The 26,991-nt window shown below is 63.4% G+C and carries 21 protein-coding genes; 10 read left to right on the top strand and 11 right to left on the bottom strand.

Going from position 1 to position 26,991, the window contains the following annotated elements; translation table 11 throughout:
* Positions 1–57: 57 nt before the first annotated feature.
* Both ACZ5WT_RS02415 and ACZ5WT_RS02410 read left to right on the top strand, forming a co-directional pair.
* Positions 58–1,026 (top strand): acetylxylan esterase, encoded by a 969-nt coding sequence (locus tag ACZ5WT_RS02415; RefSeq protein WP_464285799.1) that lies wholly within the window; start codon positions 58–60, stop codon positions 1,024–1,026.
* 109 nt (positions 1,027–1,135) lie between these two features.
* Positions 1,136–1,357: a DUF2934 domain-containing protein gene (locus ACZ5WT_RS02410; RefSeq protein ID WP_464285798.1), complete on the top strand. Its 222-nt coding sequence runs from the start codon at positions 1,136–1,138 to the stop codon at positions 1,355–1,357.
* A gap of 48 nt (positions 1,358–1,405) precedes the next feature.
* Here the strand turns inward: ACZ5WT_RS02410 and efp are convergent, their stop codons facing one another.
* A complete protein-coding gene (efp, locus tag ACZ5WT_RS02405) occupies positions 1,406–1,975 on the bottom strand; it encodes an elongation factor P (protein WP_464285797.1) in 570 nt (189 codons plus the stop codon).
* A 128-nt stretch (positions 1,976–2,103) separates the two neighbouring features.
* Here efp and epmA point away from each other — a divergent pair, with 128 nt between their 5' ends.
* Entirely contained in the window at positions 2,104–3,162 is a 1,059-nt protein-coding gene (gene epmA, locus ACZ5WT_RS02400) for an EF-P lysine aminoacylase EpmA (RefSeq protein ID WP_464285796.1), read from the top strand.
* A complete protein-coding gene (locus ACZ5WT_RS02395; protein WP_464285795.1) occupies positions 3,159–4,199 on the top strand; it encodes a lysine-2,3-aminomutase-like protein in 1,041 nt (346 codons plus the stop codon). The genes epmA and ACZ5WT_RS02395 overlap by 4 nt, the downstream gene beginning before the upstream one ends.
* On the opposite strand, the gene ACZ5WT_RS02390 is transcribed toward ACZ5WT_RS02395, so the two are convergent.
* The 4 genes from ACZ5WT_RS02390 to ACZ5WT_RS02375 all read right to left on the bottom strand — a co-directional run bounded on the left by ACZ5WT_RS02390 (position 4,200) and on the right by ACZ5WT_RS02375 (position 8,160).
* Positions 4,200–4,814: a class I SAM-dependent methyltransferase gene (locus ACZ5WT_RS02390; protein WP_464285794.1), complete on the bottom strand. Its 615-nt coding sequence runs from the start codon at positions 4,812–4,814 to the stop codon at positions 4,200–4,202.
* Positions 4,811–5,464 carry a glutathione S-transferase family protein gene (locus ACZ5WT_RS02385; RefSeq protein WP_464285793.1) on the bottom strand — a complete coding sequence of 218 codons (654 nt, stop codon included), beginning with the start codon at positions 5,462–5,464 and terminating at the stop codon, positions 4,811–4,813. The genes ACZ5WT_RS02390 and ACZ5WT_RS02385 overlap by 4 nt, the downstream gene beginning before the upstream one ends.
* A 3-nt stretch (positions 5,465–5,467) precedes the next feature.
* Complete coding sequence (locus ACZ5WT_RS02380) at positions 5,468–7,174, bottom strand: Rieske 2Fe-2S domain-containing protein (RefSeq protein WP_464285792.1); 1,707 nt, start codon at positions 7,172–7,174, stop codon at positions 5,468–5,470.
* A gap of 92 nt (positions 7,175–7,266) precedes the next feature.
* On the bottom strand, positions 7,267–8,160 hold the full coding sequence (locus ACZ5WT_RS02375; RefSeq protein ID WP_464285791.1) for an aromatic ring-hydroxylating dioxygenase subunit alpha: 894 nt from the start codon (positions 8,158–8,160) through the stop codon (positions 7,267–7,269).
* A gap of 129 nt (positions 8,161–8,289) precedes the next feature.
* Here ACZ5WT_RS02375 and ACZ5WT_RS02370 point away from each other — a divergent pair, with 129 nt between their 5' ends.
* Complete coding sequence (locus ACZ5WT_RS02370) at positions 8,290–9,327, top strand: Ldh family oxidoreductase (protein WP_464285790.1); 1,038 nt, start codon at positions 8,290–8,292, stop codon at positions 9,325–9,327.
* Position 9,328: 1 nt separating this feature from the next.
* On the opposite strand, the gene ACZ5WT_RS02365 is transcribed toward ACZ5WT_RS02370, so the two are convergent.
* Entirely contained in the window at positions 9,329–10,009 is a 681-nt protein-coding gene (locus ACZ5WT_RS02365) for a hypothetical protein (RefSeq protein ID WP_464285789.1), read from the bottom strand.
* A gap of 97 nt (positions 10,010–10,106) precedes the next feature.
* On the bottom strand, positions 10,107–10,883 hold the full coding sequence (locus ACZ5WT_RS02360; RefSeq protein ID WP_464285788.1) for an SDR family NAD(P)-dependent oxidoreductase: 777 nt from the start codon (positions 10,881–10,883) through the stop codon (positions 10,107–10,109).
* 172 nt (positions 10,884–11,055) lie between these two features.
* Between ACZ5WT_RS02360 and ACZ5WT_RS02355 the strand changes: the two genes are divergently transcribed.
* The 4 genes from ACZ5WT_RS02355 (at position 11,056) to ACZ5WT_RS02340 (ending at position 20,721) form a co-directional block, all read left to right on the top strand.
* Entirely contained in the window at positions 11,056–12,273 is a 1,218-nt protein-coding gene (locus ACZ5WT_RS02355) for an efflux RND transporter periplasmic adaptor subunit (protein ID WP_464285787.1), read from the top strand.
* Entirely contained in the window at positions 12,270–14,216 is a 1,947-nt protein-coding gene (locus tag ACZ5WT_RS02350; RefSeq protein ID WP_464285786.1) for a MacB family efflux pump subunit, read from the top strand. The genes ACZ5WT_RS02355 and ACZ5WT_RS02350 overlap by 4 nt, the downstream gene beginning before the upstream one ends.
* A 272-nt stretch (positions 14,217–14,488) precedes the next feature.
* Entirely contained in the window at positions 14,489–16,369 is a 1,881-nt protein-coding gene (locus tag ACZ5WT_RS02345) for an autotransporter assembly complex protein TamA (protein ID WP_464285785.1), read from the top strand.
* Entirely contained in the window at positions 16,369–20,721 is a 4,353-nt protein-coding gene (locus ACZ5WT_RS02340) for a translocation/assembly module TamB domain-containing protein (RefSeq protein WP_464285784.1), read from the top strand. Before ACZ5WT_RS02345 ends, ACZ5WT_RS02340 begins: the two co-directional genes overlap by 1 nt.
* 61 nt (positions 20,722–20,782) lie before the next feature.
* On the opposite strand, the gene ACZ5WT_RS02335 is transcribed toward ACZ5WT_RS02340, so the two are convergent.
* From ACZ5WT_RS02335 to ACZ5WT_RS02320, 4 genes are read right to left on the bottom strand one after another with little or no spacing between them, the layout of a single operon-like run.
* Positions 20,783–22,636 (bottom strand): extracellular solute-binding protein, encoded by a 1,854-nt coding sequence (locus ACZ5WT_RS02335; RefSeq protein WP_464285783.1) that lies wholly within the window; start codon positions 22,634–22,636, stop codon positions 20,783–20,785.
* A 49-nt stretch (positions 22,637–22,685) separates the two neighbouring features.
* The gene (locus tag ACZ5WT_RS02330) at positions 22,686–24,287 is read right to left on the bottom strand and encodes an ABC transporter ATP-binding protein (protein WP_464285782.1); all 1,602 of its coding nucleotides are present in this window, start codon (positions 24,285–24,287) and stop codon (positions 22,686–22,688) included.
* Positions 24,284–25,411, bottom strand: a complete 1,128-nt coding sequence (locus ACZ5WT_RS02325) for an ABC transporter permease (RefSeq protein WP_464285781.1) — start codon at positions 25,409–25,411, stop codon at positions 24,284–24,286. Before ACZ5WT_RS02325 ends, ACZ5WT_RS02330 begins: the two co-directional genes overlap by 4 nt.
* Entirely contained in the window at positions 25,408–26,511 is a 1,104-nt protein-coding gene (locus ACZ5WT_RS02320) for a microcin C ABC transporter permease YejB (RefSeq protein WP_464285780.1), read from the bottom strand. The genes ACZ5WT_RS02325 and ACZ5WT_RS02320 overlap by 4 nt, the downstream gene beginning before the upstream one ends.
* A 203-nt stretch (positions 26,512–26,714) precedes the next feature.
* On the opposite strand from ACZ5WT_RS02320, the gene ACZ5WT_RS02315 reads away from it, so the two are divergent.
* Positions 26,715–26,948, top strand: a complete 234-nt coding sequence (locus ACZ5WT_RS02315) for a hypothetical protein (RefSeq protein ID WP_464285779.1) — start codon at positions 26,715–26,717, stop codon at positions 26,946–26,948.
* The last annotated feature ends 43 nt before the right edge of the window (positions 26,949–26,991 follow it).

The raw sequence follows: 26,991 nt of genomic DNA, 5'->3' as shown, positions 1-26,991 counted from the left end.
TGGCATGCAGAGGCGGTGCATGGTCGGGCACGACATGACCTGAGGAGACGTTCTGCCGTGCCCTTTCCCGACCTGATCCAACCCGAACTTGGCGCCTATCAGAGCGCGGTGCAGACGCCCGCAGACTTCAAGGCATTCTGGGAAGCCACGATTGCCGAGGCGCGCGCTATTGGCGGGACGGTCAGCATCGTGCCGGCCGCGACGACGCTCAAGGCCGTCGAGGTCTTCGATGTGACCTTCCCCGGCTTCGGCGGGCACCCGATCAAGGGTTGGCTGGTGCTGCCGGCGCAGCGCCGCGGGCGCCTGCCGCTGGTGGTGCAATATGTCGGCTATGGCGGCGGGCGCGGCTTTCCGCACGAACTGCTGCACTGGGCGGCATCGGGCTACGCCTATTTCCGCATGGATACGCGCGGGCAGGGCAGCGGCTGGAGCACGGGCGCTTCGCCGGACCCGGTGGGCACCACACCCTCGATCCCCGGCATGATGACTAAGGGCGTGCTCGACAAGCATGACTACTACTACCGCCGCGTCTTCACCGACGCCGTGCGGGCCATCGATATGCTGGTGGCGCAGGATTTTGTCGATGGCGAGCGTATCGCCGTTTGCGGCGGCAGTCAGGGGGGCGGCATTTCGCTGGCCGTGGCGGGCATCGACCCGCGCGTCAAGGCGGTGATGGCCGACGTGGCCTTTCTCTGCGACTACCCGCGTGCGCTGCAGAAGGCCGGGCGCGATCCCTATCTGGAACTCGTGCGGTTCCTGGCGCAGCACCGCGAGAAAAAGGCGGCGGTTTATGAGACGCTCAACTATTTCGACGGCGTCAACTTCGCCCGCCAGTCCAGCGCGGCTGCGCTGTTCTCGGTCGCGGTGATGGACGATGTCTGCCCGCCGTCAACGGTCTACGGCGCGTTCAACGCCTATGCCGGGGCGGACAAGGTGATGGTGGAATACGAGTTCAACAATCACGAGGGCGGGGGGCCATTCCAGGACCGCGAGCAGATGGCCTGGCTGGCCAAGCGCTTCCTCTAGCCGGTCACGTTTTCGCATGGCCGGAACCGGCGGGCGGGGCAGGCCGTTGGCCGTTGAGCGTCCAGTCACAAACCGTACCGGCGCGTGACACCCATTCCTGGTTAGGGCGATGCGAAAGAACTCAGAGGTGGCCGAGAGCATTCGGCAGACGGCGTATTTTTTGTGGGAGCAGGACGGGCGCCCGGAAGGGCGCGCGTTTGAATACTGGCTCAGGGCCAAGCAGATGCTGGTGCGCCAGATGGCCTATGACCGTTGGCTCGCTGAAGGCACGCCGGTCGATCGCGCCGAGGAGAACTGGCGCGATGCCACGCGCCAGATCGAGAACAAATAAAAACGGGCCCGCGAGGGCCCGTTTCATATCGTGGCGTCGGCCAAGCGATCAGTCCTTGGCGCGCTCGACGTAGGAATTGTCTTCGGTGAGAATCACGATGCGGGTGCCGACGCCGATATGGGGCGGGACCATGACCTTGAGGCCGTTGTTCAGCACGGCGGGCTTGTAGGACGAAGAGGCCGTCTGGCCCTTCACCACAGGCTCGGTCTCGACGATCTCGAAGGTGAGGCGCTGCGGCAGTTCCATCGAGATGGCGTTGCCTTCAAAGGTCTTGAGATAAACCTTCATGCCGTCGGTGAGATAGGCCTTCTGGTCGCCGATGACGTCATCGGGAACAGTGATCTGCTCGTAGCTGACGGGCTCCATGAAGTGGTGGCCTTCGCCGTCCGAGTAGAGGTAGTCGTATTCGCGCTCATCAACGTCGGCCTTCTCGACCATCTCGACAGTGCGCCAGCGGCCAACGACCTTCACGCCATCGGAGATGCGGCGCATGTTGACGTTGGTGATGGAGTTGCCCTTGCCGGGGTGAACGTTTTCGGCCGTCAGGATGACGTGCAGATTGCCGTCCTGCTCGACGACATTGCCCTTGCGCAGCGAGGAGGCGATGACCTTGACCATTAATTCTTCCTTGTTCGATCTGTGGGCGCGTCGTAGAGGCTTGACCACCGAGCGCCAAAATTTCGGTATCGGTGCGCCAACTACCCTATATCCACAAAAATCGCCAGCCCGGCCGTCACAAAGGTCACATGAGCAGACAAGACGCGCATGCCGCATCCCCATGGTGGACCCCTTCGGTCCATGCCGACCGGCGTCCCATCCTGTTGGGACGCAACCGGATCGAAGCCGCCGTGCGCAACTACCTGGCGGCCAATGACTTTCTGATGGTCGACCCGCCGGGCCTGCAGCGATCGCCGGGCAATGAGACGCACCTGCATGCCTTCGGCACGACGATGGTCGGCAATGACGGGGTAGGGCAGGCGATGTATCTGCACACCTCGCCCGAATTCACCATGAAGAAGCTCCTGAGCGCCGGTGAACAGCGGATCGCCAGTTTGCAGCATGTGTGGCGCAATCGTGAGCGCAGCGCACTGCACCACCCCGAGTTTACCATGCTGGAATGGTACCGGGCGGGTGAGCCCTATGACGCCATCATCGAGGATTGCCTGGCCATCCTGCGGGTTGCGGCCGAGGTGACGGGCGCCAAGACGCTCCGTTATCGCGACCGGGAGGCCGATCCGTTTGCGCCCGCAGAGCGGTTGGGCGTGGTCGAGGCCTTCAGGACCTATGCCGGCATCGACCTGCTGGCGACCATGAATGACGCTGGTAAAACCGATGGCGATGCGCTGGCCGCGCAAATGCTGGCCGCTGGGCTCGATGTGCCCGATGATCGCAGCTGGAGCTATCTGTTCAGCCGCATTCTCAATGAAAGGGTCGAGCCGCAGCTGGGCAATGGGCGGGTGACGGTGCTCGACCGCTACCCCGCCGCCGAAGCGGCGCTGGCACGGCGGTTGCCGGGCGACAGTCGGCTCAGCGAGCGGTTCGAGCTCTATGCCTGCGGCGTGGAACTGGCCAATGGCTTTGGTGAGCTGACCGACCCCGATGAACAGCGCCGCAGATTTGCCGCGGAGATGGACGAGAAGCAGCGTCTCTATGATGAGCGCTATCCCATCGACGAGGATTTTCTCGCTGCCCTTCGGTTGATGCCGGAGGCCAGCGGTGTGGCGATGGGGTTTGACCGGCTGGTGATGCTGGCGACCGGCGCGCCCCGGATCGAGGCGGTGCTGTGGGCACCGGTGGCCGAATGAGCAAGCAGCGAGCGATCAAGAGCGTCAGCGAGTTAAGCGCGGCAGGCCTGGCTACCGATACGGCCGGGCTTGAGGCGGTTGCCGCCAAATACGCCATTGCCATCACGCCGGCAGTTGCTGCGCTGATCGATCCGAATGATCCCAATGATCCGATGGCGCGCCAGTTCGTGCCGACGGCTGCCGAACTGGTGACGACGCCCGATGAGCGCGCCGATCCGATCGGAGATCTTAGCCACTCCCCAGTCGAGGGGATCGTGCACCGCTATCCCGACCGCGTGCTGCTCAAAGCCGTGCATGTGTGCCCGGTCTATTGCCGTTTCTGCTTCCGCCGCGAAATGGTGGGGCCGCAGGGGCTGGGTACGCTAACGCCGAGCGAGCTGGATGCCGCTATCGGCTACATAGCGGCACATGACGAAATCTGGGAAGTCATTCTCACCGGCGGGGACCCGCTCGTGCTGTCGCCGCGCCGGCTGCGTGAAATCATGGCGCGGCTCGCAGGCATCGCCCACGTCAAGGTGGTCCGCTTCCACACGCGCGTGCCGGTGGTGGAGCCGGAGCGGGTTGATGCTGAAATGGTTGCGGCGCTGAAGGCGAGCGGCAAGACGACCTATCTCGCCATCCACGCCAATCACCCGCGCGAATTCACCGATGGGGCTCGCGCGGCCATGCAGCGGCTGGCGGATGGCGGCATTGCGCTGATCAGCCAGTCAGTGCTGCTTCGTGGCGTCAATGACGACGTGAAGACGCTTGCGGCGCTGATGCGGGCTTTTGTCGAGAATCGCGTGAAGCCCTACTATCTGCATCACCCGGACCTGGCGCCGGGCACCAGCCATTTCCGACTCAGCATCGAAGAGGGACAAGCGCTGGTCACCGCCTTGCGCGGTCAGATCTCTGGGCTTTGTCAACCGACCTATGTGCTCGACATTCCCGGTGGTCACGGCAAGGCCGATATCGGGGCCAGCACGATCACTGGTGGCGATGGGTGCTTCACCGTGCGTGACTGGCAGGGCGGGGACCATCTCTATCCCCCGCGCTGATCAGCGGCGCTCGAACGTGCTGAACTGGAACTTCTGCACCGATCCCCATGGCGTCGTGTGCTCCTCGCGCTGTTCGGCGAGCAGCGCGAAACGTGGGCCTAGCACTGTGGCCAGCGTTGCCGCGTCATAGCGGGCCACCGGCAGGCCGCTGCACTTTTCCGGGCCATCGGGCGCGAAGGTCCCGATGACGGCCCTGCCGCCCGCCGAAAGGGCGCTGTGGAGGATATCGGCATAGGCCTGCTGGTCGGCAGGATCGGTCAGAAAATGGAAGGCCGCCCGGTCGTGCCAGAGGTCGTAGACCCGGTCCGGGGTCCATTTGGTAATGTCCGAGACAATCCAGGAGACATTGGCAGGGTCGTTGAGGCGGGTGCGTGCGGCCGAGAGCGCGGCCGACGACAGATCGAGCACCGAGACGTGTTGCTGGTCCTGCGCCAGCAGCGTATCGACCAGCCGCGAGGTGCCGCCACCGATATCGATGACGGCCATGTCTGGCGTGAGCCCTGCCGCGCGCAGCAGGGTCAGGGAGACCTCGGGCGTGTCCTCGAACCAGCTGACTTCGGTGTCCTGCTTGGTCGTGTAGACGCGTTCCCAGTGAGCTCTCCGGTCTTCGGTCATGGCGTCGTTTCTAGCGCCCGGCCGGCCGGGAAAATGCCGGACATGACCATGAAGCCGGGAACGCGGCGGACGCGGTCGGTCCAGCGGCGCAGGGCCGGATAGTCCTGCCGCGAAACGCCGCCTTCCTCGCTCAGCATCACATAGGGGAAGCAGGCGATATCGGCGGTGGTGGGATGGGCGGGTGAACAGAGCCAGTCGCGACCCTCACGCTCGCCGAACCACAGATGCTCGTCCATCAGGCGGAAGATGCGGTGGGCGCCCTGCTGGGACTTGGCGATATCGAAGTCATAGCCATAACCCAGCGCCAGGCGCGCGGCCGAGGAGGTCGAGGTGATGTCATCGGCGACCGAGTGCCAGCGCAGGATCTCGGCGGTGATGGCCGGATCATCGGGGAACCACAGGCCGCTCTCGTCATACTTCTTGGCGAGGTAGGCCAGGATCGCACCGGAATCGGAGAGGACCAGACCGTCGTCCTTGAGCACGGGCAGTTGGCCGAACGGATTGAGCCGCAGGAACCAGTCGGCCTTATGCTGGCGGCCGGGGAAGAAATCCACCGGCACGATGTCGTAGCGCACCTTCAGGATGTTCATCAGGAGGCGCAGCTTGTAGCAATTGCCGGAGAGTTCGAAGTCGTAAAGGGTGATGGCCATGGGTCAGATATCCAGCACGAGACGAGCGGACTTGGCGCGAGAAACACAGGTCATCATGCAGTTGTTGGAGCGCTTTTCGCTCTCGTTGAGGTAAACGTCCTGGTGGTCGACTTCGCCTTCCATGACGGTGGTGAGGCAGGTGCCGCAGGCGCCCTGTTCGCAGGAGCTCGGCACGGTCAGGCCAGCTTCACGCATGACTTCGAGAATGGTCTTGCCCGAGGGCACGTGCAGCGTCATGGCCGAACGGGCCAGCTCGATCTCGAAGGCCGAGCTGTCGTCGATCACCTTGTCGTTCTTGAAGTATTCGAAGTGGATCGCCTCGTCGGGCCAGCCCAGGGTGGCGGCCTCGCGGCGCACGGTTTCGAGCATGGGGCCGGGGCCGCAGACATAGACGTGCTGGGCCATGCTGTGCGGGCCCAGAAGACCGGCAATGGTCGGCGCCACATCGGGAACCGCAACGCCGGTGTGATAGATCACCTTGCCCTTGAGGGCGCCCAACTGGTCGCGGAAGGCCACCTGCTGGTCGTCACGAATGAAATAGTGCAGCTCGTAGTTGAGGCTCGACTTGTCGAGGAAGCGGGCCATCGACAGCAGCGGCGTGATGCCGATGCCGCCGGCAATCAACACGGTACGGGTGGCGTCGCGGCGTAGTGGGAAGTTGTTGCGCGGCTCGGAAATGGTGAGCAGGTCGCCCTCGCGGACGGTTTCGACCAGCACCTTGGAGCCGCCCTTGGACGCGGATTCCTGCTTGACGCCGATGACGTAGCTCATCAGCTCGCCCGGGCCATTGGTGATCGAATATTGCCGGATCAGGCCATTGGGCAGGTGCACGTCGATATGCGCGCCGGGCTGGAAGGTGGGCAGATGCCCATCGCGCGCGGCCAGTTCGAAGCCAACGACGCCGTCGGCGGTCTGCCACTTGCGCTTGACCACGACGGTGAGGGTGTTGCCGCGCGGAATGGCGATATCGGGCATGGTGGCCAGATCCACCGACACTTTGTCGAAGGCGGGTTGCTGCGGCTCTGGGGCCGGCTTCTTTGCCGCGGCGCGCTCAAGGCGATTGCGCAGCTTGCTCAGCGTTTCGTTGTAGGTGCGCAGCGTTGCGACCGGGTCTTCCGGCTGGCCGGACAGCAGGCCGCGGATCACGGCGCGGCCGGCATCGATCGGCTGGACGAAGAAGATCGCCTGGTCGAGACGCACGGCAAGGCCGGGCAGCACGTCGGCGGGCTGGTCGTCGGGCGCAAGGCTGGCGAGCCCTGCGACCACGTCTTCTGGCGCGGCATTGAGCGGGATCGGGCGCAGCGCGAACCAGTCGCCATTGTCGGCGCCGGGGAAGGGCACGAAGGGCTGGTCCTCATTGGCGGCGGACCAGATCAGCCCATAGGCCTCGCGGACCGGATAGGTCTTGTTCTGGATGCGGCGGGCCGGAGCGTCGGCGGGGTGCGCCGGAATATAGGTGCAGCCGGCCGAGCGGTTGGCATAGCGCCAGCCATGATACTGGCACTTGAGCTCGCCACCTTCATTGATGCCGATCGAAAGGCGGACGCCGCGGTGCAGGCAGCGGTTTTCCCAGACGTTGACGTTGCCGTCATCAGCGCGCCAGACGGCAAATTCACGGCCCAGGAGCTGGCCCTGATAGACGTGGCGGAATGGCAGGTCGTCGCTTGAGGCGATCGGATACCAGGTGGGATCGGAGAGAGTGAGGGTCATTCGGTCATCCGAGGAACTGATCGCGCCACGATCGGATGAGGTCTGCATAGGCCGCCCTGGCGTACGGGGCAGCATGGTGTCGTGCGTTGCGGCTAGGAAGCCATCGGGATCACGCCATAGGTGATGCCCTTCTGGCCGAGCCAGCGACGGTAAGCGATGGCCGACTTGTCAGCGCGGATGGGGGTTTCGGCGCGCGGATCAAGCGGCAGGCGCTTGGGGAACTGGTTTTCGAGGATCGGCTTGTCCTGACCGAAAATGGTCTGCTGGAAGCGGCGCAGATCGGTGATGGTCGAGGTGGAATCGATCATCGACTGCAGTAGGTGGGCGCGGCAGCGCTCTTCGGTCATGGGCTGGAGGAAGATGGCGATGACGTCCTGGCGCGTTTCGTCCTCAGGGCACGACTTGTAGAGCACCGAGCAGAACGGGTGCGGCACGCGGTAGACATATTCCACTTCCATCGCGCCAACCGCCGACTTGGCAGCCATGGGCTGGATGAACTTGCAGCGGGTAGCCAGAACCTCGTCGCGCTCCTCAGAGACCTCGACGTCGTATTCCTTGACCTCGGTATGGGGCTCGGCGCCCAGGATATCGGTGTGCACATAGGGGAAGTGCCCCATGTCGAGGAAGTTCTCGACGGCGCGCGGTGCCGAAACGTGCAGGCCGATCGAGCCGCAGCTCATGTTCTTGCGGTCATGCTCGGCATATTCCGGAATCGGGAACAGCTCCTTGGGCGGGTTGCCCAGGCTGGTCCAGATGAAGCCATAGGCCGTGATGGCGGGCAGGCGATCAAGAATGGCCTCGGCATCGACCTCGTCGCCCTGCTCTTCATCGCTACGGCGCCACACAACGGGATTGCCGTCGCGGTCGCGCGTCATGGCGATGGGTGTGTCGAGCAGAAGCGTGGTTTCAACCAGGCCGGCGGGGATTTCATCGGTCGCTGCGATGACGTGCCAAAGGTCGGCGGTGATAGGATCAATGGAAGACATGGGCGGCCTCAAAGTTTGGCTCAAGCATAATCTGGTGCGCCGGGAGTGGAAGCGGAAAGTTGCTGTGGAGGTTATCTGCCGCATGTTAGCTTGTATGGTAGGGCGTTACCCATGTGGGAGGAGGATCCCGTGAAAACCGATAAAGCCCAGGTGTTTGCTCCTGCAGTCCTCGAACAGAAGGTCGCCGCGGCCCTGCGTTCTGCCGGGGCGAGCGAGGCGTCATTGCAGGCGGCGACCCGCGCCATGCTGCATGCGTCCCTGGTGGGCGTGGATAGTCACGGGGTGCGCCTAACCGGGCATTATTGCGCCATGCTGACGAGCGGGCGGCTCAACAAGAACCCGCAACTCACGGTGGATATTCGGGCGGCCTCCAGCGCGATGGTCAATGCCGATGACGGGCTAGGGCACTATGCGGCATATCGGGCCGTGGAAATGGGGATCGAGCTGGCCCGGCAGACCGGCGTCGGCGCGGTAGGGGTGAGCCACTCTTCCCACCATGGCGCAGCGGGAGCCTATGCCGTGGCGGGCGCCGAGCAGGGCTATGTGACCTTTGCGACTACCAACACCGATTCCCTGGTCGCGCTGTTCGATGGTGCCGCCCCATTCCATGGCACCAATCCGCTGGCCTTTGCCGCGCCGGTGCCAAACAGCCGGCCGTGGCTGCTCGACATGGCAACCTCGTCCATCCCGATGAACCGGGTAATGCTGCACCGCTCCCTTGGGCTGGAACTGCCACCGGGTGTGGCTGCCGATGGGGAAGGTCACGCGACCACCGATCCCAATGCCGTTGAAATGCTGCTGCCGTTGGGAGGGGCGGAATATGGCTACAAGGGAGCGGCGCTGGCGGGGGTTGCCACGCTGTTTTCATCGCTGCTGACCGGCACGACGCTCGATACCGATTTGATTCCGATGTATGGCGGCACGGATCAAACGACGCCCCGCAATCTGGGGCATTTCGTGCTGGTGATCGATCCTGCGAAATTTGTTGGGCGGGACATGTTCGGGGCGATGATTACCGCCTATCTGACGAGCTTGCGCGCCGCGCCGGTGCGCCCAGGCGCCGAACGGGTGATGGCGCCGGGCGATCGCGAATGGGAGGAAGCGGCACGCCGCCAGGCTGAGGGCGTGCCGGTCGATCCCGATACCGTGCGCTTTCTGGGCCTCTAGCCTATTTGGCCTTTTCTGGCGGGGTATAATCTACCTTGGTCGCGACCAGGGCGTTGTCGACGATTTCGAGGGTGATCACGGCGCTGCCGCCGGTTGGGCAGCAATTGGCGTCGTCCTCGCTCCACAGCGAGGTGCTGGCCGCGTATCCTGACCAGGCAGCGGCGAAGTCGTAGCGGACGCCTTTCCAGATTTCGAGGCCCGCAGGAAGCATGTCGGAGATGTTGCTCAGCCAGGTGTCCATGTCGATCTGCTGCCAGCCGCCATCGGTGGTTTGGAACAGCAGGTCGGCGTTGAACGAGCCGGTGCCGCTGGAATAGCCCGCCACATGCAGAACGCCCTCTTCGTTCAGCGTTGGCAGTTCGTAGCGATAGGCCTCGAAACCGCTACCAAAGCTGGTCCAGCCGACGTCCGCATGCTGGAACAGGACCACGCCACCTACCGTACCCGCCTCGACGCTGACGCCGGCCTGAGTTTGCCAGGCGAGCAGGGGGCTACCCGTGCGCGCCTCGTCGTTCATGTCGTCGACATTGAGGTAGCCGGCGCTCAACACCTTGCAGTCGGAGAGCGAGGTATCGAGGCAGGTGACGCCGAAATCGTCGAGCGCAACAGGGCCGGCAGCAGTTGCGCCGATGGGTGCAAACAGGGTCAGTGCGGTCAGGGCGAGAATGGGTCGGATGATCATGGCAGCTCCATTGCGGTGTCCGCAGCGTGGCAGGAGTGCTCGAATTTATACATGACTGGTGGGGCGCGCCAGTCGGCACGCCCCGCAGGAAACGGTTTCAGGGCTCGCGGAAGATGTCGAAGGGGCCCCAGGCCTGGGTGGTGGCCATCATCTGGATGCGGTTGATATTGACGTGAGCCGGCAGGGAGGTGGCCCAGAAGATCGACTCCGCGATGTCATCGGCGTTCATCGGCGTGGTGCCTTCGTAAGGCTTGGCGGCCTTGCTGTCGTCGCCCTTGAAGCGGACCAGCGAGAACTCGGTTTCGGCCAGGCCCGGCTCTATATTGGTGACGCGGACATTCTTGCCCTGGACGTCCGAGCGGATATTGAGCGCGAACTGCTTCACGAAGGCCTTGGTCGCGCCATAGACGGACGCACCGGGATAGGAATAGTCGCCGGCCACCGAGCCGAGCGTCACCACATGCCCGCCGCCGCGCTCGATCAGCCCCGGCAGCAGCGCCCGCACGGTATAGGCGAGACCAGTGACGTTGGTCGCGATCATGGTTTCCCAGTCGGTGATGTCGGTTTCGGCCGCTGGCTGCAGGCCAAGCGCCAGCCCGGCATTGGCGAGCACGATATTGATGCCGGCAAAGGCAGGCGGCAGGGCGGCAATCGCGGCGTCGATTGCAGCGCGGTCGCGCACGTCCAGCTCGACGATGTGGCAGTTTTCGGCGCCCAGCTCGGCCTGCAGCTCTTCCAGCCGATCCTTGCGGCGGCCGGTCGCGATCACCTTGCCACCCGCGGCGACATAGCGGCGTGCGGCCGCGGCGCCGAAGCCCGAAGTGGCGCCGGTGATGAAAACGATGAAGCGGCTGGGGTCGAGCAACTGATACATGGCAGATGTCCTGAAGCGTGTAGTCTGAGGCGGTGGCAGGGTGGACCGGACGAGGGCGGCCGGTCAAATCCATTTGATTGGCGGTACTCTTGCCAACCTTACCAAGTGCTAACGTGAATAGTGGCGGCAGCCGTACTATTCAAAAGCGGATGAGGAATCGGAGACGTTCAGCTTGAAGACGTTGGCAAAGGTGTTGGTCGCGCTGGTGGTGCTTGTTGGCGCCGGAGCTGGTGCGTGGTGGTATTTTCTCGCTGCGCCCAAGGCGGCGACAATTCCCACCACGGTTGCGGCAGGCCGAGGGACCATCGAGCAGACCGTGCTCGCCTCGGGCGTGCTGCAGGCCAATTCGCTGGTCAGTGTCGGCGCCGAGGTCTCGGGCCGCATCGACGCCGTGCATGTCGTGCTCGGCCAGGACGTCAAGAAGGGCGATCTGATCGCCGAGATCGATAGCCTCGACCAGGAAAACGCCGTGAAGGCCGCGCAGGCGGCCCTAGCCGGGATTGAGGCCCAGAAGCGCAACCAGCAGGCCATGCTGGCAAAATCGGAAGCCGCATTCGAGCGGAGCCGCCAGCTCAGCGCCAATAGCCTTGTGTCGCAGACCGACCTGGAGACGGCGCAGGCTGCGGTGGATTCGGCAAAGGCGCAGATCGATCAGCTCGATGCCCAGATCGCCCAGAGCCAGCTGAGTGTGGAAGCGGCCGAACTCAATCTGGCCCGGACCAAGATCGTGGCGCCCAGCGATGGGACCATCGTGGCGCTGCTGGTCGATGAAGGGCAGACCGTCAATGCCAACTCAACGATCCCTACCATCGTCAAGATCGCCGATCTCGATACGATGGTGATCAAGGCCGAGATTTCTGAGGCCGACGTGGTCAAGGTCAAGCCGGGGCAGCGGGTCTATTTCACCATTCTCGGCGCGCCGACCAAGCGTATCAACGCCACCTTGCGCGAAATCGAGCCCGCGCCGACGTCGATCGCCTCCGACACCGCCTCGACCGACAGCGCCGTCTATTACAACGGCCTGTTTGACGTGCCGAATGACGACCACATGCTGCGCATCTCGATGACGGCGCAGGTCACGATCGTACTGGCAGAGGCCCAGGATGCGGTGACCCTGTCGTCGGGGCTGCTGACGCGCCCAGGTCCGGATGGCGAATATACGCTGCAGGTCTATGATCCAAACACCCAGCAGATCACGCCGCGCCGGGTGCGCGTGGGCCTCAACAACAATATCGACGCCCAGATCACCGAAGGCCTCAATGCCGGCGAGCTGGTGGTGAGCGGTGGTTTTGCGCCTGGCGGTGGCCAGCCTGGCGGGCAGGGCGCCCGAGGCGGCGCCGGTGGCCTCGCCGGCGGTGGCCCAGGCGCGTTTGGCGGCGTCCGGCGATGATCGACCCCATCATTTCGGTCCGTAATCTCGTCCGCCAGTTTCAGGCGGGCGGAGAGGCGGTGAGCGTCCTCAAGGGGATCGACCTCGATATCCATGCCGGTGAACTGGTGGCCATTATCGGCCAGTCGGGCTCGGGCAAGTCGACGCTGATGAACATTCTGGGCTGCCTTGACCGGGCGACCTCGGGCACGTTCAAATTCAACGGGCGCGATGTCAGCGGGCTAGCGCCCGACGAATTGGCCGAGCTGCGCCGCGAGCATTTCGGCTTTATTTTCCAGCGCTATCAGCTGCTGCCCGACCTCGATGCCGTGGGCAATGTGGAAGTGCCAGCCATCTATGCGGGCGCCGATGCCGGTGCGCGCCGGCAGCGCGCCAAGGACTTGTTGACCCGCCTGGGGCTGGGCGACCGGCTGGACCATCGGCCCAACGCGCTTTCAGGCGGCCAGCAGCAGCGCGTCAGCGTGGCGCGGGCACTGATGAATGGCGGCGAGGTCATCCTTGCCGACGAACCCACAGGCGCGCTCGACAGCCGCAGCGGCAAGGAATTGCTGGCGCTGCTGCATGAATTGCATGGCGAAGGCCACACCATCATCATTGTGACGCACGATCCGGCAATTGCCGCCCAGGCCGAGCGCGTGATCGAGATCTCCGACGGCGAGATTATCGCCGACCGGCGCAATGACGACGCCAGGACCGGCGCCACCAGCAAGCAGACGATGAAGAAGACCGCGCGCTGGCGCGAAGGTTTCGATCGTGGGGCCGAGGCGCTCAAGATCGCGCTCAAGGCCATGGTGGCGCACAAGCTGCGCACGTTCCTGACCATGCTCGGCATCATCATTGGTATCGCATCGGTGGTGGCGGTTGTTGCGCTGGGGCAGGGCAGCCAGCAGCAGGTGCTCGACAATATCGCCTCGATCGGCACCAACACGATCAACATCAATCCCGGCACCGGGTTTGGCGACAGGCGGGCGGCGCGGGTGCAATCGCTCAAGGCAACCGATGTCGAAGCGCTGTCCACCCAGCCCTATGCAGATAGCGTCACCCCGCAGGTCAGCGCCAATGCGACGGTGCTCTACGGCAATATCTCAGCCAATGCTTCGGTTACCGGGGTGGGGGAGAGCTATTTTCGCGTCAATGGCCGCAACTTCATGTCCGGCAATGGCTTCAATACTACCAGTATGGACGAGCGGGCGCAGGAGGCGGTGATCGACGCCAACGCGGTCACGGCCTTCTTCCCGAACGGGGGAAATCCGATCGGCGAAGTGATCATGCTAGGCAAGGTTCCGGCCCGCATCATCGGCGTGGTGGCCAACCAGCAGAGCTTCGGGCCCGGTGGCAGCAATGCCAATGTCTACATGCCCTATACGACCGTGATGGATCGCATCCTGGGCACATCCTATCTCGGCTCGATCTCGGTTCGCATTGCCGACGATTACGACATTGCCCAGGCCGAGGACGAAATCACCGCGCTGATGACGCGGCTGCACGGTAAGGTCGACTTCTTCCTGATGAATACCGACACGATCCGTGAGACCATTCAGAGCACCAGCCAGACCCTGACGCTGTTGATCTCGACCATTGCCATCATCTCGCTGGTGGTGGGCGGCATCGGGGTGATGAACATCATGCTGGTCTCGGTCAGCGAGCGCACCAAGGAGATCGGCATTCGTATGGCCGTGGGTGCCCGGCGAGGCGATATTCTCCAGCAATTCCTCATCGAGGCGGTGCTGGTGTGCCTGGTGGGCGGGATTGCGGGCATCGCCTTGTCGTTCGGGTTTGGGGCCATGCTGACGACGCTAGTGAATGGAGCGACGCTCAAATACTCGCCCGAAACGATCCTGCTGGCATTCCTGTCATCGAGTCTGATCGGCGTGGTGTTCGGGTTCATGCCGGCGCGCTCGGCCGCCCAGCTCGATCCGGTGGAAGCGCTGGCGCGGGAATAGTCCCGCGCCGCGTTGCGCATCGGCCACGCTGCGCCGCGGAATCTCATCCCATTTCTGCAGCGCAGTTGTTCGCGTCTGGTTGCCGCCCTAAACTAGCCATGAAATCGACGCCTGTTGGACGGGCGTACAATTTCGGCACTCAGGGGCGAACGGTGCTTAACGGAATCTTTTCGTCCCGCGGGCAATTATCGGCTTCTGCCTATCTGGTTGAAGCGTAACGGGCGGGAATTAGTCCACTGCATATCGCGCGCATAGTATCGAGTTTTGGCGCATTGTGCGTTGCCGCAGCCGGTTTCGGCATTGCGGCCGCTCCTGTTGCTGCATTTGAATTGTTCGGCATCAAATTCTTCGAAGATCAAAGTGAGATCGACGCAGAATCGGTGATCCTGGACCCACAGCCCTATTCGGTGACCCTTGTGGTCAATACGACGGCCCCGGTGGAGAACGTGGTGCGCAACGCATCCGCGCTCGTTGCCGATCAGGGCGAGCCCGCCTCTGGCGCCGCCGGCCTGCTCGCCATGGCGCGGGGCGACTACAGGCGCATCGTCGCCGCCCTCTATAATGAAGGCTATTACGGTGGCGTCGCGAGCATTCGCGTCGGCGGCGTCGAGGCGGCCAATATGGCGCCGGATGTCAACCTGCCCGATCCGGTGGATGTGGCGATTGTCGTCGATCCCGGCCCGCTTTTCCGTTTCAACAGCGTCAACCTCATCAACCAGGCCCTGCCGACCTCCGATCCCGATGATCAGGTCGAATTGCCGTCCCATATCGGTTTCGGCACCGGTGAGATCGCCAAGTCGTCCGTCATCCTGCGGGCCGAGCAATTGGCGCTGGAAGCCTGGCGGCAGCAGGGGCATCCCAAGGCCGTGGTGGTCAGCCGCGATGTTGTGGCCGACCATGCGACCAACACGGTCGACGTGACCGTTACCGTCAATCCGGGCCCGCTTGCAGCGTTCGGCGAGGTGACCGTCACCGGCACCGAGGCGATGGATCCTGAATTCGTGCGGCGCCAGACCGGCCTCGTCGTTGGCGAAGAGTATGACCCGGACGATCTGACCTTGGCGCAAAAGCGCCTCGACCGGCTTGAGGTGTTCCGTGCGGCGCGGCTCGAGGCGGCCGAGGCCGTCGGGGCTGATGGTCTTTTGCCCTACAACCTGATGGTTCAGGAGCTTCCTGGCCGGCGCTTTGGCGTTGGTGCGACCTATTCCACGGTCGACGGGCTGGGGCTCGAGGCCTATCACCTGTGGCGCAACCTGTTTGGCCAGGCCGAGCGCCTGCGGCTCGATGCGCGCGTTGCCAGCATTGCCTGGCCGATCGATACGGCCAATTTCGATTACATGTTCGGTGGCACCTTCACCAAGCCGGGCATTTTCACGCCCGACACCGACCTTGTCGCCGCCATCTCGGCCGAGCGCACGATCTATCCCAAGTTCACCCAGACTTCGGCAAATGGGCGGGTGGGGCTGAGCCACATCCTCTCCGATGAGATCACCCTTGAGGGTGGCGCCAAATTCTCGATCAGCCGGTTTGACGACACGTTCGGCACGCGCGACTTCAAGACGGTCGGCCTTTACGGCACGGCGACGCTCGATTTCCGCAACGACAAGGTGAACCCCACGGGCGGCTGGTATGCCCAGGCCAATGTGGAGCCCTTCTACGAGCTCAACTACGGCAATCTGGGTGGCCGCATCGAGGTCGAGGGCCGCACCTATTTCGGCTTCGGTGAAGATGATCCCTTCGTGCTTGCCGGCCGGGTCAAGGCCGGTGTTCTCGTTGGGCCGGAGCTGTCGGAGATTTCGCCGGACAAGCTGTTCTTTGCCGGCGGCGGTGGATCGGTGCGCGGTTATGCGTTCAAATCCATCGGCGTTGATGACGGCAGCGGCAATATCACCGGCGGACGCTACCTGCTCGAAGGCTCGGTCGAGGCGCGCGCCAAGGTCACCAACGACATTGGCGTGGTGGGCTTCGTCGACGGTGGCTACGTGGCCGCCGACGTGTTCCCGGCGCTTAGCGACATGCGGATCGGGGCGGGCATCGGCGTCCGCTACTTCACCCCGCTGGGGCCGTTGCGGCTTGATGCGGCCATGCCGCTCAACAAGAAGGCGGGCGACCCCGACTATGCAATCTATATCGGTATAGGGCAGGCATTCTGATGGCCGCGCGTATCCTGTCGATGCCGCGCCGCATGCTGGCGCTGATCGTTCTGCTTTTCACGCTTGGTATGGGCGTGCCGGCATTCCTCGTCGCGCAGGACGTGCTGACGATGAGCGACAACGAGCAGAAGGACTGGCTCACCACCTTTGTCGAAGACCGTCTCTCGACCCCAGAGCGGCAGATCCGGCTGTCCAATATCGACGGCATTCTGGGGTCCGACGTGTCGGTGCGCCAGATCACCATTTCCGATGCCGAAGGCGTCTGGCTGGCGGTCAACAATGCGACGCTGAACTGGAACCAGGCAGCCTTGTTCATGGGACGCCTTGAAGTGCGCTCGCTCAAGGCCGACTCCATCCAGTATCTGCGCAATGCCGTGCCGGCCGAAGGCGCGGTCGACCTGCCATCGGCTGAGGCGGGTGGCTTCCAGGTTCCGCAGTTCCCGGTCGCGATCATCCTCGACGAACTGACGGTCCCGTCGGTGACCTTTGGTCAAAGCGTATTCGGGCTCAGCTCCGAGGTCTCGCTGGCAGGCTCGATGCGCCTCGATGGCGGCAATCTCGATACCAGCCTTGATATCGTGCGTCTCGACGGCCCCGGTGGCACGCTGGACCTCGACGTAAAGTACCAGAACGCCAGCAATACCATTGATCTGGGCCTTGCGCTGGTGGAGCCGGAGAACGGTGTCATCGCCAACCTGCTCAATATCGAAAACCGTCCGGCGGTGACGCTGACGCTCAAGGGCAGCGGCCCGGTGACCGAGTTGCGCACCGATCTCGTGCTGCAGGCTAATGGGCAGACGGCGCTTTCCGGCGTCGCGACGGTCAACCAGCAGGCTGAGGGTATTGCCGTGGCCGCAGATCTGCGCGGGCCGCTGGCGGTGCTGATTGCTGAACCCTATCGCCCCTTCTTTGGCGCTGAAACGGCGCTTACCACCAACGCGATGATCCATAGCGGCGGCGGCGTATCCATCGATGGCCTACGCCTCACCGGCGGACAGCTCTCGCTTGAGGCCTCCGCGGAAACGGCTCCGGACAATTTCCTCAAGGCTCTCAATGTCGACGCCGTCATCGCCGATGCCACTGGTGGGCAGGTCATCTTGCCCGTTCCCGGCAGCGCCACCCGCGTGGGTAGTGCGCAGGTGAAGGTGGATTTCGGCCGCGATGGCTCGGAAAACTGGTCGTCCTCGGTCGTGGTCTCGGGCTTTGAAAGTCCCGGCTTTGCCGCCCAGTCGCTCGATTTCGACATTGGCGGCGTGGCGGTAAATCTCTCGGACCCGGTCAATCGCCGGTTGACCTTCAATGGCGATGGCGTGCTTTCGGGCATCAGCGCAAGCGATGAAGTCGAAGCGGCTTTGGGCGATAGCATAGGACTCGGCGTTGCCGGGCTGTGGAATGCGGGTGCGCCCATTGAGCTGGCGCAGTTCCGTGTTGCCGGTGGCGTACTCTCGGCCGCCCTGAGCGGGCAGATCGACGGTCTCGATTTCAACGGCGATATCGACGTGCAGACCGCCAGCATTGCGCCATTCTCGGCGCTGGCTGGTCGCGACCTGGAAGGTCAGCTGGCGCTCAAGGCCAGCGGACGCATCATGCCGCTGAGCGGTGGGTTCGACCTGACGCTCGATGGCACCGGCACCGACCTGGCGATCGACGACGAGGTGGTTGATCGCCTGCTGACCGGTGTGGTGGACCTGTCGGGCCGCCTCGCGCGGACCGAAGAGGGGCTGACCGCCGATGCCTTCCGCATCGCCAACGATCAGGTTCAGCTCAACGCCAACGGCACCTATTCCAACGCGCTGGCCGATTTCGCCTTCAACGTCGATCTCGCCGATCTTGCGCTGCTCTCCGATGCTGCCACCGGCAAGCTGTCGGTGGCGGGTACGGCCAAAGGGGCGGAAAACGTCATTGACCTCAAGCTCGACGCGACTGTTCCGTCCGGCAAGCTCGCCGAACGCAATCTGCGCAATGCAAATGTCGGTTTTGCCGGTCGATACAATGTGGATCGCCTGGATGGCCGCATTATCGGCGGCGCTGAACTCGACGGCCATCGCGCCACGCTTAGCGGCGATGTGACCGCGGATGCGGCCCTGCAGGCGTTGACCAATCTCGATTTTGCCGTGGCGGGAACCCGTATCAGCGGTGGCGTCAGCCGCACTGCGGAAACGGGCCTTTTCGACGGCGGGCTGAGCGTTGTTTCTCCTGACGTTGCCGTGGCCGCCTCGCTTGCGCTGCTCGAGGCGCGTGGTGCGATCAATGCCGAGGTCGTGCTGACCGGTGCCGATGGGAAACAGGGTGCGACCGTCCGGGCCGATGTGTCCGGGCTCGTCGTCAACAACGACATTCGCGTCGGTTCGGCCGATATCAATGCTGTCGTGGGTGACCTGTTTGGCGTTCCGGTCGTCGATGGTACCGCCAATGCCCGCAATGTTGCGGCGGCGGGCGTAGAAATCTCGACCCTTGCAGCCAAGGCGAACCAGAGCGGCGCTACGACGTCGTTTGACGCCCAGGCTGCGCTTACGGCAGGAACCAATGTTGATCTGGCCGGCTCGCTGACGCCGATCGCCGATGGCTATCAGCTCGCCCTTGATCGGGCCCAGTTGCAGCAGGGCCAGCTCTCCGCGCGTCTGGCGCAGCCGACCGTGCTGCAGGTTGCCGGCGACAATGTCGCCATCGACAACGTGCGCTTTGACGTGGGGTCGGGTTCGATCACTGCATCTGGTTCGGCTGGCGAGGCGCTCAACATCGCGCTCGATATTCGCGCGCTGCCGCTCAATATCGCCAACACGATCATGCCCGAGCTTGGTCTGGCCGGTACACTCAGTGGCAGCGCCACGGTCACCGGCACGGGCAGCGATCCGCGCGTGGCCTTTGAAACCAGCGCATCCGGCGTCAATGCGGCGGCGATTGGCGAGTTCGGCATTGCACCGATTTCCGCGACGGCCAGCGGTTCCTTCCGCAATAATGCCGTGACGCTCTCGGCCCTGAGTGCCAATGGTGCGGGCGGCCTGACCTTGAGCGGGTCCGGCACGGTGCCGCTCAGCGGCGGCGGGCTCAATGTTGCGGTCAAGGGTTCGGCGCCTCTGGTGCTGGCCAACCGCTTTGTTGCAGATCGTGGCGGCCAGTTCAGCGGTGTTGCCAATCTCGACGCGCGGGTGACGGGCAGCATTGCCAGCCCACAATTTGCGGGCAGTGTTTCGACCAGCGGCTCGGGTTACGCCGATCCGGAACTCAATCTGCGTCTGCAGAACATCAATGGGTCGGCAAGCCTGAATGGCACCAACCTGGTGATCAACAATCTGACGGCAGGTCTCTCGACCGGCGGCAGCGTCTCGGCCTCGGGCAGCGTTGGCCTGCAGGGTGGTTTCCCGGCCAATGTGCGCGTGGACCTCAATTCCGCCCGCTATGCTGATGGCACGATGTTCGTGGCAACCATATCGGGTGGCCTCGCGCTGACCGGCAATCTCACCGGCACGCCGCTGCTTGCCGGCACGCTCAATGTCGAAAAGGCCGATATCACCATCCCCGACAGTCTGGGTGGCGGTGCGGAACTGGTCGACGTGCGCCACAAGAACACCCCGCCGGCCGTGAACCAGACCCTGGCACGCGCCAAGGTCAACGAGGTCACCAAGGCCCCCAATCCGCAAACGCGGCCCGCAGGCCTGCTGCTCGATGTGACGGTCAATGCGCCCAACCAGATCTTCATCCGCGGCAAGGGTCTTGATGCGGAAGTGGGCGGGTCGGTCGTGCTCAAGGGCCCGATCAACAACATCCAGCCGGTCGGCGGGTTCTCGTTGAACCGTGGCCGCCTGTCGATCCTTGGACAGCGCATCAACTTCCAGTCGGGCACGGTGACGTTGGTGGGTGACCTCGATCCGTTCCTCGATTTCCTGGCCACCACCGAGGGGCAGGACATAACGGTCAACGTGGCCGTGAAGGGGCGCGTGTCGGATCTCAGCATCGATTTCAGCTCGAGCCCGCAACTGCCGCAGGACGAAGTTCTGGCGCGGCTGCTGTTCAATCGCTCGATGGGCGAACTGTCGCCGCTGCAGCTGGCCAAGCTGGCCGGCGCTGCCGCCGAGCTCGTTGGCGGCGGGGGCAATTCATCGCTGATGGATAGCCTGCGTGGCGCAGCCGGTCTTGCCGATCTGGATCTCGTCACCGACGAGCAGGGCAATGCGGCCGTGCGCGCCGGAGCGTATCTGGATGACAATCTCTATCTGGGTGTCACGGCCGGGGCCAACGGGCAGAGCAAGGTCACCATCAATCTCGACGTGACCAACGATCTCAAGGTGACCGGCTCGGCGGCGCAGGATGGCAATTCCAGCCTCGGCGTCTTCTACGAGCGCGACTACTAAGTCAGAACCGTCGAAGAATTAGACAGATGCCCCGCCCGGAATGGACGGGGCATCTGCGTTTCTATTGGGCCGCGCCGCCTGTCTTGGCGGCCTTTTCGGCATCCCACCACCAGATGGTTGGGAAGCCCGACGAGAAGTCCGGCAGCGTTTCAGGATGGCTGAAGCGGTCCCAACGCGCGATGCGGGAATTGCGCAGGGAGTAGGATGGCACCATGTAGTGATTGGCCAGCAGCACGCGGTCGAGCGCCTTGGTGACGGCGATTTGGGTGTCGCGGTCATCGGCAACAACCAGCTTGTCGATCAGCGTGTCGATGGCAGGGTTGGCGATGCCGGCATAGTTCTGCGAGCCTTCCTTGTCGGCGGTCGATGAACCGAAGAAGAAGCGCTGTTCATTGCCGGGCGAGTAGGACTGCGCCCAGCCGCTGTAGATCATGTCATAGTCGAATGAGCGGGCGCGGTTGATGAATTGCGGGCTGTCGACGGTGCGGATGGTGGCGGCAACGCCGATCTGGGCGAGATTGGTGACAAGGTTGGACGCGACCGGCTCGATGGTGGGACCGTTGAGCAGGATTTCGAAGCCGAACTGATTGCCGTTGGCGTCGACCAGCCGGTTGCCATCAAGCGTGTATCCTGCAGCGTTGAACAGCTGGAGCGCCGTACGCAGATTGGCGCGCAGCTTGGCCGGATCGCCGCTGACCGGGTTGGTATAGGGTTTGGTGAAGACGGTTTCGGGCACCTGATCCTTGATGGTGTTGAGGATTTCCAGCTCCTCGCCTTCCGGCAGGCCGCTCGACTTGAACGGCAGGCCAAAGAAGTAGCTGTCGACGCGCTCATACTGACCATAGAACAGCGTCTTGCTGAGTTCCTCGAAGTCGAAGGCGTAGTTCAGCGCCTCGCGGACGCGTTCGTCCTGGAACTTCTCGCGGCGCAGATTGGTAATGAAGCCGATCCCGATGCCAGAACCGGCATAGTCCTGCGGGAAGGTCTCCTTGATGATGCGGCCGTCGGTGACGGCGGGGAAGTCATAGGCCGTTGCCCAGCGCCGGGCCTGGTTCTCGGTCCACCAGTCGAACTGGTCGCCCTTGAAGGCTTCAAATTCCACAGTCAGGTCGAGGAAATACTCGATGCGATACTCGTCGAAATTGTCCTGCCCGACCTGGGTTGGATGGTTGATGCCCCAGTAATCGGGAACGCGCTTGTAGGTGATCGTCCGTCCGGCGTCGAAGCTGGCCAGCTCGTAGGGCCCCGAGCCCATCGGGGGCTCCAGCGTGGATTCGGCGATGTTGCGCGTCTTGCCGGAGGCATCCTTGCCCTCCCACCAATGCTGCGGCAGCACCAGCAGCTGCCCCAGAATGAGCGGCAATTCGCGATTGCCGGTCTGGTTGAAGGTGAAGGTCACCTCGCCCGGTGCGGTCACCTCGGCCTTAGTGATGTTGACGTAGTATTGCTGCCGGTCGGGATTGACCTCGATGAGCTTGTTGAAAGTCCAGACCACATCCTCGGCGGTCACCGGCTCACCGTCGCGCCAGCGGGCGTCGGGATCCATGCGGAAGGTCACGGCGCCATAGTCGGGCGCGATCTTGAGGGCCTCGGCGAGATGCCCGTAATAGACGCTTTGCTCATCCAGCGAGGGCGTCATCAGCGTCTCATAGAGCAATCCGCTGCCGCCCGCCGCTTCGCCCTTGGGAAGGATTGGATTGAAGGTGTCGAACCCGCCCAGGTCGCCCATCCGCACAGTGCCGCCCTTGGGGGCGTCGGGATTGACGTAGTCGAAATGGGTGAAGTCCGGCCCGTATTTGGGTTCGCCCTCCATGGCGAAGGCGTGGACCCACACGTCAGTCTGGGTCTGGGCCACGGCTGGAATGGCGAAGCCGGTCAGCGCGAGGCCGGCGGCGAGCAGGGGTGCGAATTTCATCGGAGGGCTCCGGAATTGCATCGGGCTGGAACAACACTAGGCGGAATGATCACGGCGTTACAGGGGGCGCGGCTGTGCCGAAGGCGGCGGCCATCAGTGTTCGGGTGTAATCGGACTGCGGCGCGGCAAAGATATCTTCGGCCCGCCCGTGTTCGACAATCTTGCCATCGCGCATGACGATGAGCTGATTGGCCAGCGCCCGCACCACTTTCAGGTCATGAGAGATGAACATGTAGGTCAGCCCGTGCCGCTGCTGGAGTTCACGCAGCAGGTCGACGACCTGCGCCTGGATGGAAACGTCGAGCGCCGAGGTCGGCTCATCGAGCACGACGAATTTGGGCTCGAGCACCATGGCCCGGGCAATGGCGATACGCTGGCGCTGGCCGCCCGAGAACTCGTGCGGATAACGGAAGCGGGTTTCGGGCGCGAGGCCGACTTCGGCAAGGGCTTTCACCACCCGCGCGTCGCGTTCTTCGGCACTGAGCCGGGGCGCATGAACGGCCAGCCCCTCGCCAATGATCTGATCGACCGAAAGGCGCGGGCTCAGCGAGCCATAAGGATCTTGGAACACGATCTGCATGTCGGCGCGCAGGGGCCGCATGGCCTTCCACGAGCGGCCATCGAGCGCATTGCCCAACACCACGATACGTCCGGATGAAGGGAGCAGGCGCAGCAGGGCATAGCCCAGGGTCGACTTGCCGGAGCCGCTTTCGCCGACGACGCCCAGCGTTTCGCCGCGCCGGATGGAGAGATCCACCCCGTCGACGGCCTTGATGTGCCCCACCACCTTGCGGAACACGCCGCGCTTGATCGGGAACCACACCTTGAGCGAACTGACGTCGACGATGGTGGGGGCGTCAGAGTCCGATTTTGGTGGGGTGCCGGCCGGCTCTGCCGCCAGCAGGTGCTTTGTGTAGGCATGCTGCGGGTTGGCGAAGAGCGGTGCGACGGGGCCGGTTTCCACGATCTGGCCATCGGTCATCACGCAGACGCGGTCCGCGATGGTTTTGACGATGTTCAGGTCGTGGGTGATGAACAGCATAGCCATGCCCAGGCGCTGCTGAAGGTCCTTGAGCAGGGCGAGGATCTGCGCCTGCACCGTTACGTCGAGGGCCGTTGTCGGCTCGTCTGCGATCAGAAGGTCCGGCTCGTTTGCGAGTGCCATGGCGATCATCACGCGCTGGCGCTGGCCGCCCGAAAGCTGGTGCGGATAAGAGCCGAGGCGCGAGACAGGATCGGGAATACCGACGGCGTCGAGCAGTTCGATCGTGCGGGCGCGGGCGGCGTTGGGGCGCAGACCGCGATGGATGGCCAGCACCTCGCCAATCTGCCGTTCCACCGTGTGAACCGGATTGAGCGAGCTCATCGGCTCCTGAAAAATCATCGAAATGTCGTTGCCCCGCACCGCGCGCAATTCGGCCGGCGGGGCCGATACCAGATCCTTGCCTTTGAACAGGATCTGCCCGGTGAGCGTCGCGCTGGGTGGCAGCAGCTTGAGCACGGATAGGGCCGTCACCGATTTCCCGGAGCCGCTTTCGCCGACCAGGGCGACGGTCTCTCCCGGTGCGATATCGAAGGATATGCCGCGTGTCGCCTCGTGGGCCCCAAAGGTTACCGTCAGGTCGCGGACGGACAGCAGGGGCGCGCTCATGTCATGGACTTTCGCGGGTCAAAGGCATCGCGCACGGCTTCGCCGACAAACACCAGCAGGGTCATCATGATGGCGATGGTGAAAAAGCCGGTTAGGCCGAGCCAGGGCGCCTGAGGGTTGTTCTTGCCCTGCGCCAGCAGCTCACCCAGTGACGGCGAGCCGGGCGGCAAGCCGAAGCCCAGCAGGTCGAGCGATGTCAGGGTGACCACCGATCCGGAGAGGATGAAGGGCATGAAGGTGAGCGTCGCCACCATGGCGTTGGGCAGCAGGTGGCGGAACATGATGGTAAGGTTGGAGACGCCCAGCGCCCGCGCGGCGGCGATGTACTCAAAATTGCGGCCGCGCAGAAATTCGGCCCGGACGATACCCACCAGCGAGACCCAGGAGAACAGCAGCAAAATGCCCAGCAATACCCAGAAATTGGGTGCGATCACCGACGAGATGATCAGCAGCAGATAGAGCGCTGGAATGGAGGTCCAGATTTCGATGAAACGCTGGAAGATCAGGTCCACCCAGCCGCCGAAATAGCCCTGGACGGCACCGGCGACGACCCCGATTACCGATGAGAAGATCGTGAGGGTCAGCCCGAACAGAATGGAAATGCGGAAGCCGTAAAGCAGCCGGGCCAACACGTCGCGGCCGCGATCATCGGTGCCCAGCCAGTGATAGTTCCCCCAGTGGCAATCGGGGTCGGCTTCCTGCTGGGGATAGCCCGCGCAGTTCTCGGCCCTGGTCATGGTCCAGCTCGGGGCGACGGCGCCCGAATAGGGCAGGAAGCCGTCGACCGTCTGGTAGTTGAAGCGGATGGGCGGCCAGATCGTCCAGCCATTGGCAGCGATCTCGTCGGCGATGAAATCGTCGCGATAATTGGTGATGGCAAAGAAGCCGCCGAATTTCGATTCGGGATAATCGACAAAGGCCGGGAATAGCAGCTCGCCCTTGTAGGATGCGATGATCGGACGGTCGTTGGCGATGAATTCCGAACCCAGCGTGGCCACGAACAGCACGAGGAAAATCCACAGTGACCAGTAGCCGCGACCGTTCTTGCGGAAATTGGCCAGTCGGCGCTGGTTGAGGGGAGACAGCCGGCGTCTGGCGGGGAGGGTTGAGGCAATCTCGTTCATACTTCGCGGCTTTCAAAGTCCAGCCGCGGGTCGACCCACATATAGGCTAGGTCAGAGATCAGGGCGACGACCAGTCCGAGCAGCGAGAAGATGTAGAGCGTGGCGAAGACGACCGGGTAGTCGCGATTGGACACAGACTGGAAACCGAGCAGGCCCAGCCCGTCGAGCGAGAAGATGGTTTCAATCAGCAGCGAGCCGCCGAAAAAGGCGCCGATAAAGGCGGCGGGGAAGCTGGCGATGATCAGCATCATGGCGTTGCGGAACACGTGGCGGTAGAGCACCTGGTTTTCCGTCAGCCCCTTGGCGCGGGCGGTTGTCACATATTGCTTGCCGATTTCGTCGATAAACGAGTTCTTGGTCAGCAGCGTCGTCGTGGCAAAGGCGCCAAGGCCCATCGAAATGATGGGCAGCACCAGATGCCAGAAATAGTCGAGTACCTGTTGATACCAGGGGAAGTTGGCAAAGCCCGGTGAGGTCAGTCCACGCAGCGGGAAGATCGACCAGAAACTGCCTCCCGCAAACAGGATGATCAGCACGATGGCGATCAGGAAGCCGGGAATGGCGTAGCCGATGATGACGATGGTCGAGGTCCAGACGTCAAAGCGCGAGCCGTCGGAAACGGCCTTCTTGATGCCGAGCGGTATCGAAACCCCATAGGCGATCAGTGTCATCCAGAGTCCCAGGGAGATGGAAACCGGCATCTTTTCGAGGATCAGATCGATCACCGAGATGTCGCGGTAGTAGCTGTCGCCAAAATCGAACCGCAAGTAGTTCCAGAGCATCTGCCCAAAACGCTCGAGTGGCGGCTTGTCGAAGCCGAACTGCTTTTCGATGCGGCTGACCAGCTCGGGCGAAAGGCCCTGGCTGCCGCGATAACCGCTGCCGCCGTCTTGCGGTCGCGCGCCGGGCTGGGCGGCAAAGTCGCCGCCTGCGCTGCCGGAAATGCGTTCCGCCATCGACACATTCTGCCCGGAGAGGTTGGCAAGCGCCTGCTCGACAGGGCCGCCGGGGGCGAATTGGGTGATGATGAACGAAATCGCCATGATCCCGAAAACCGTGGGGATCATCAAAAGTAGCCGGCGGATGATGTACGCGCCCATCGGGTCTCCGGGCAGGTTATGCGTAGAGCCAGCGCCGGACCAATTCCGACCGCAAATCACCATATGGCAAAACGGCTTACGGGTCAGTGCATCATTTTGATGAAGGCTTGGCAAGCCGATCGCTCTCGCGGTGGGCGCGCTGCGTTTTTGCTTGCCCGTCTTCCAGAGGACGTTCAGGATCGGGCTTTGTTGCGGAGTTCCTCATGGCCTACCAGATCATTGCCGAAGTGAAGGATCCCTCACAGGCGCGGGCGCTCGTTGTGGCGTTGCGCGGCTACGGTTTTCACCCGCTCGAGCAGGGCGATGGTGGGCTGCCGGGCGTGCCAAACCTGTTTGCGTCTTCGGGCGTGCCGGTTCAGGTGCCCGAGGAGGAAGCCGGCGATGCAACGCTGTTGGCCGAGGAACTATTGCGCGAGATGGCGGCTTCCAACACCTAATACCGCCACATTAATGCGCCCAAGTTCTGTTGCGGACGGGCGT

It is taken from the genome of Devosia sp. T2-14, assembly GCF_055397495.1.
This window is presented reverse-complemented; position numbering and strand designations above follow the sequence as displayed.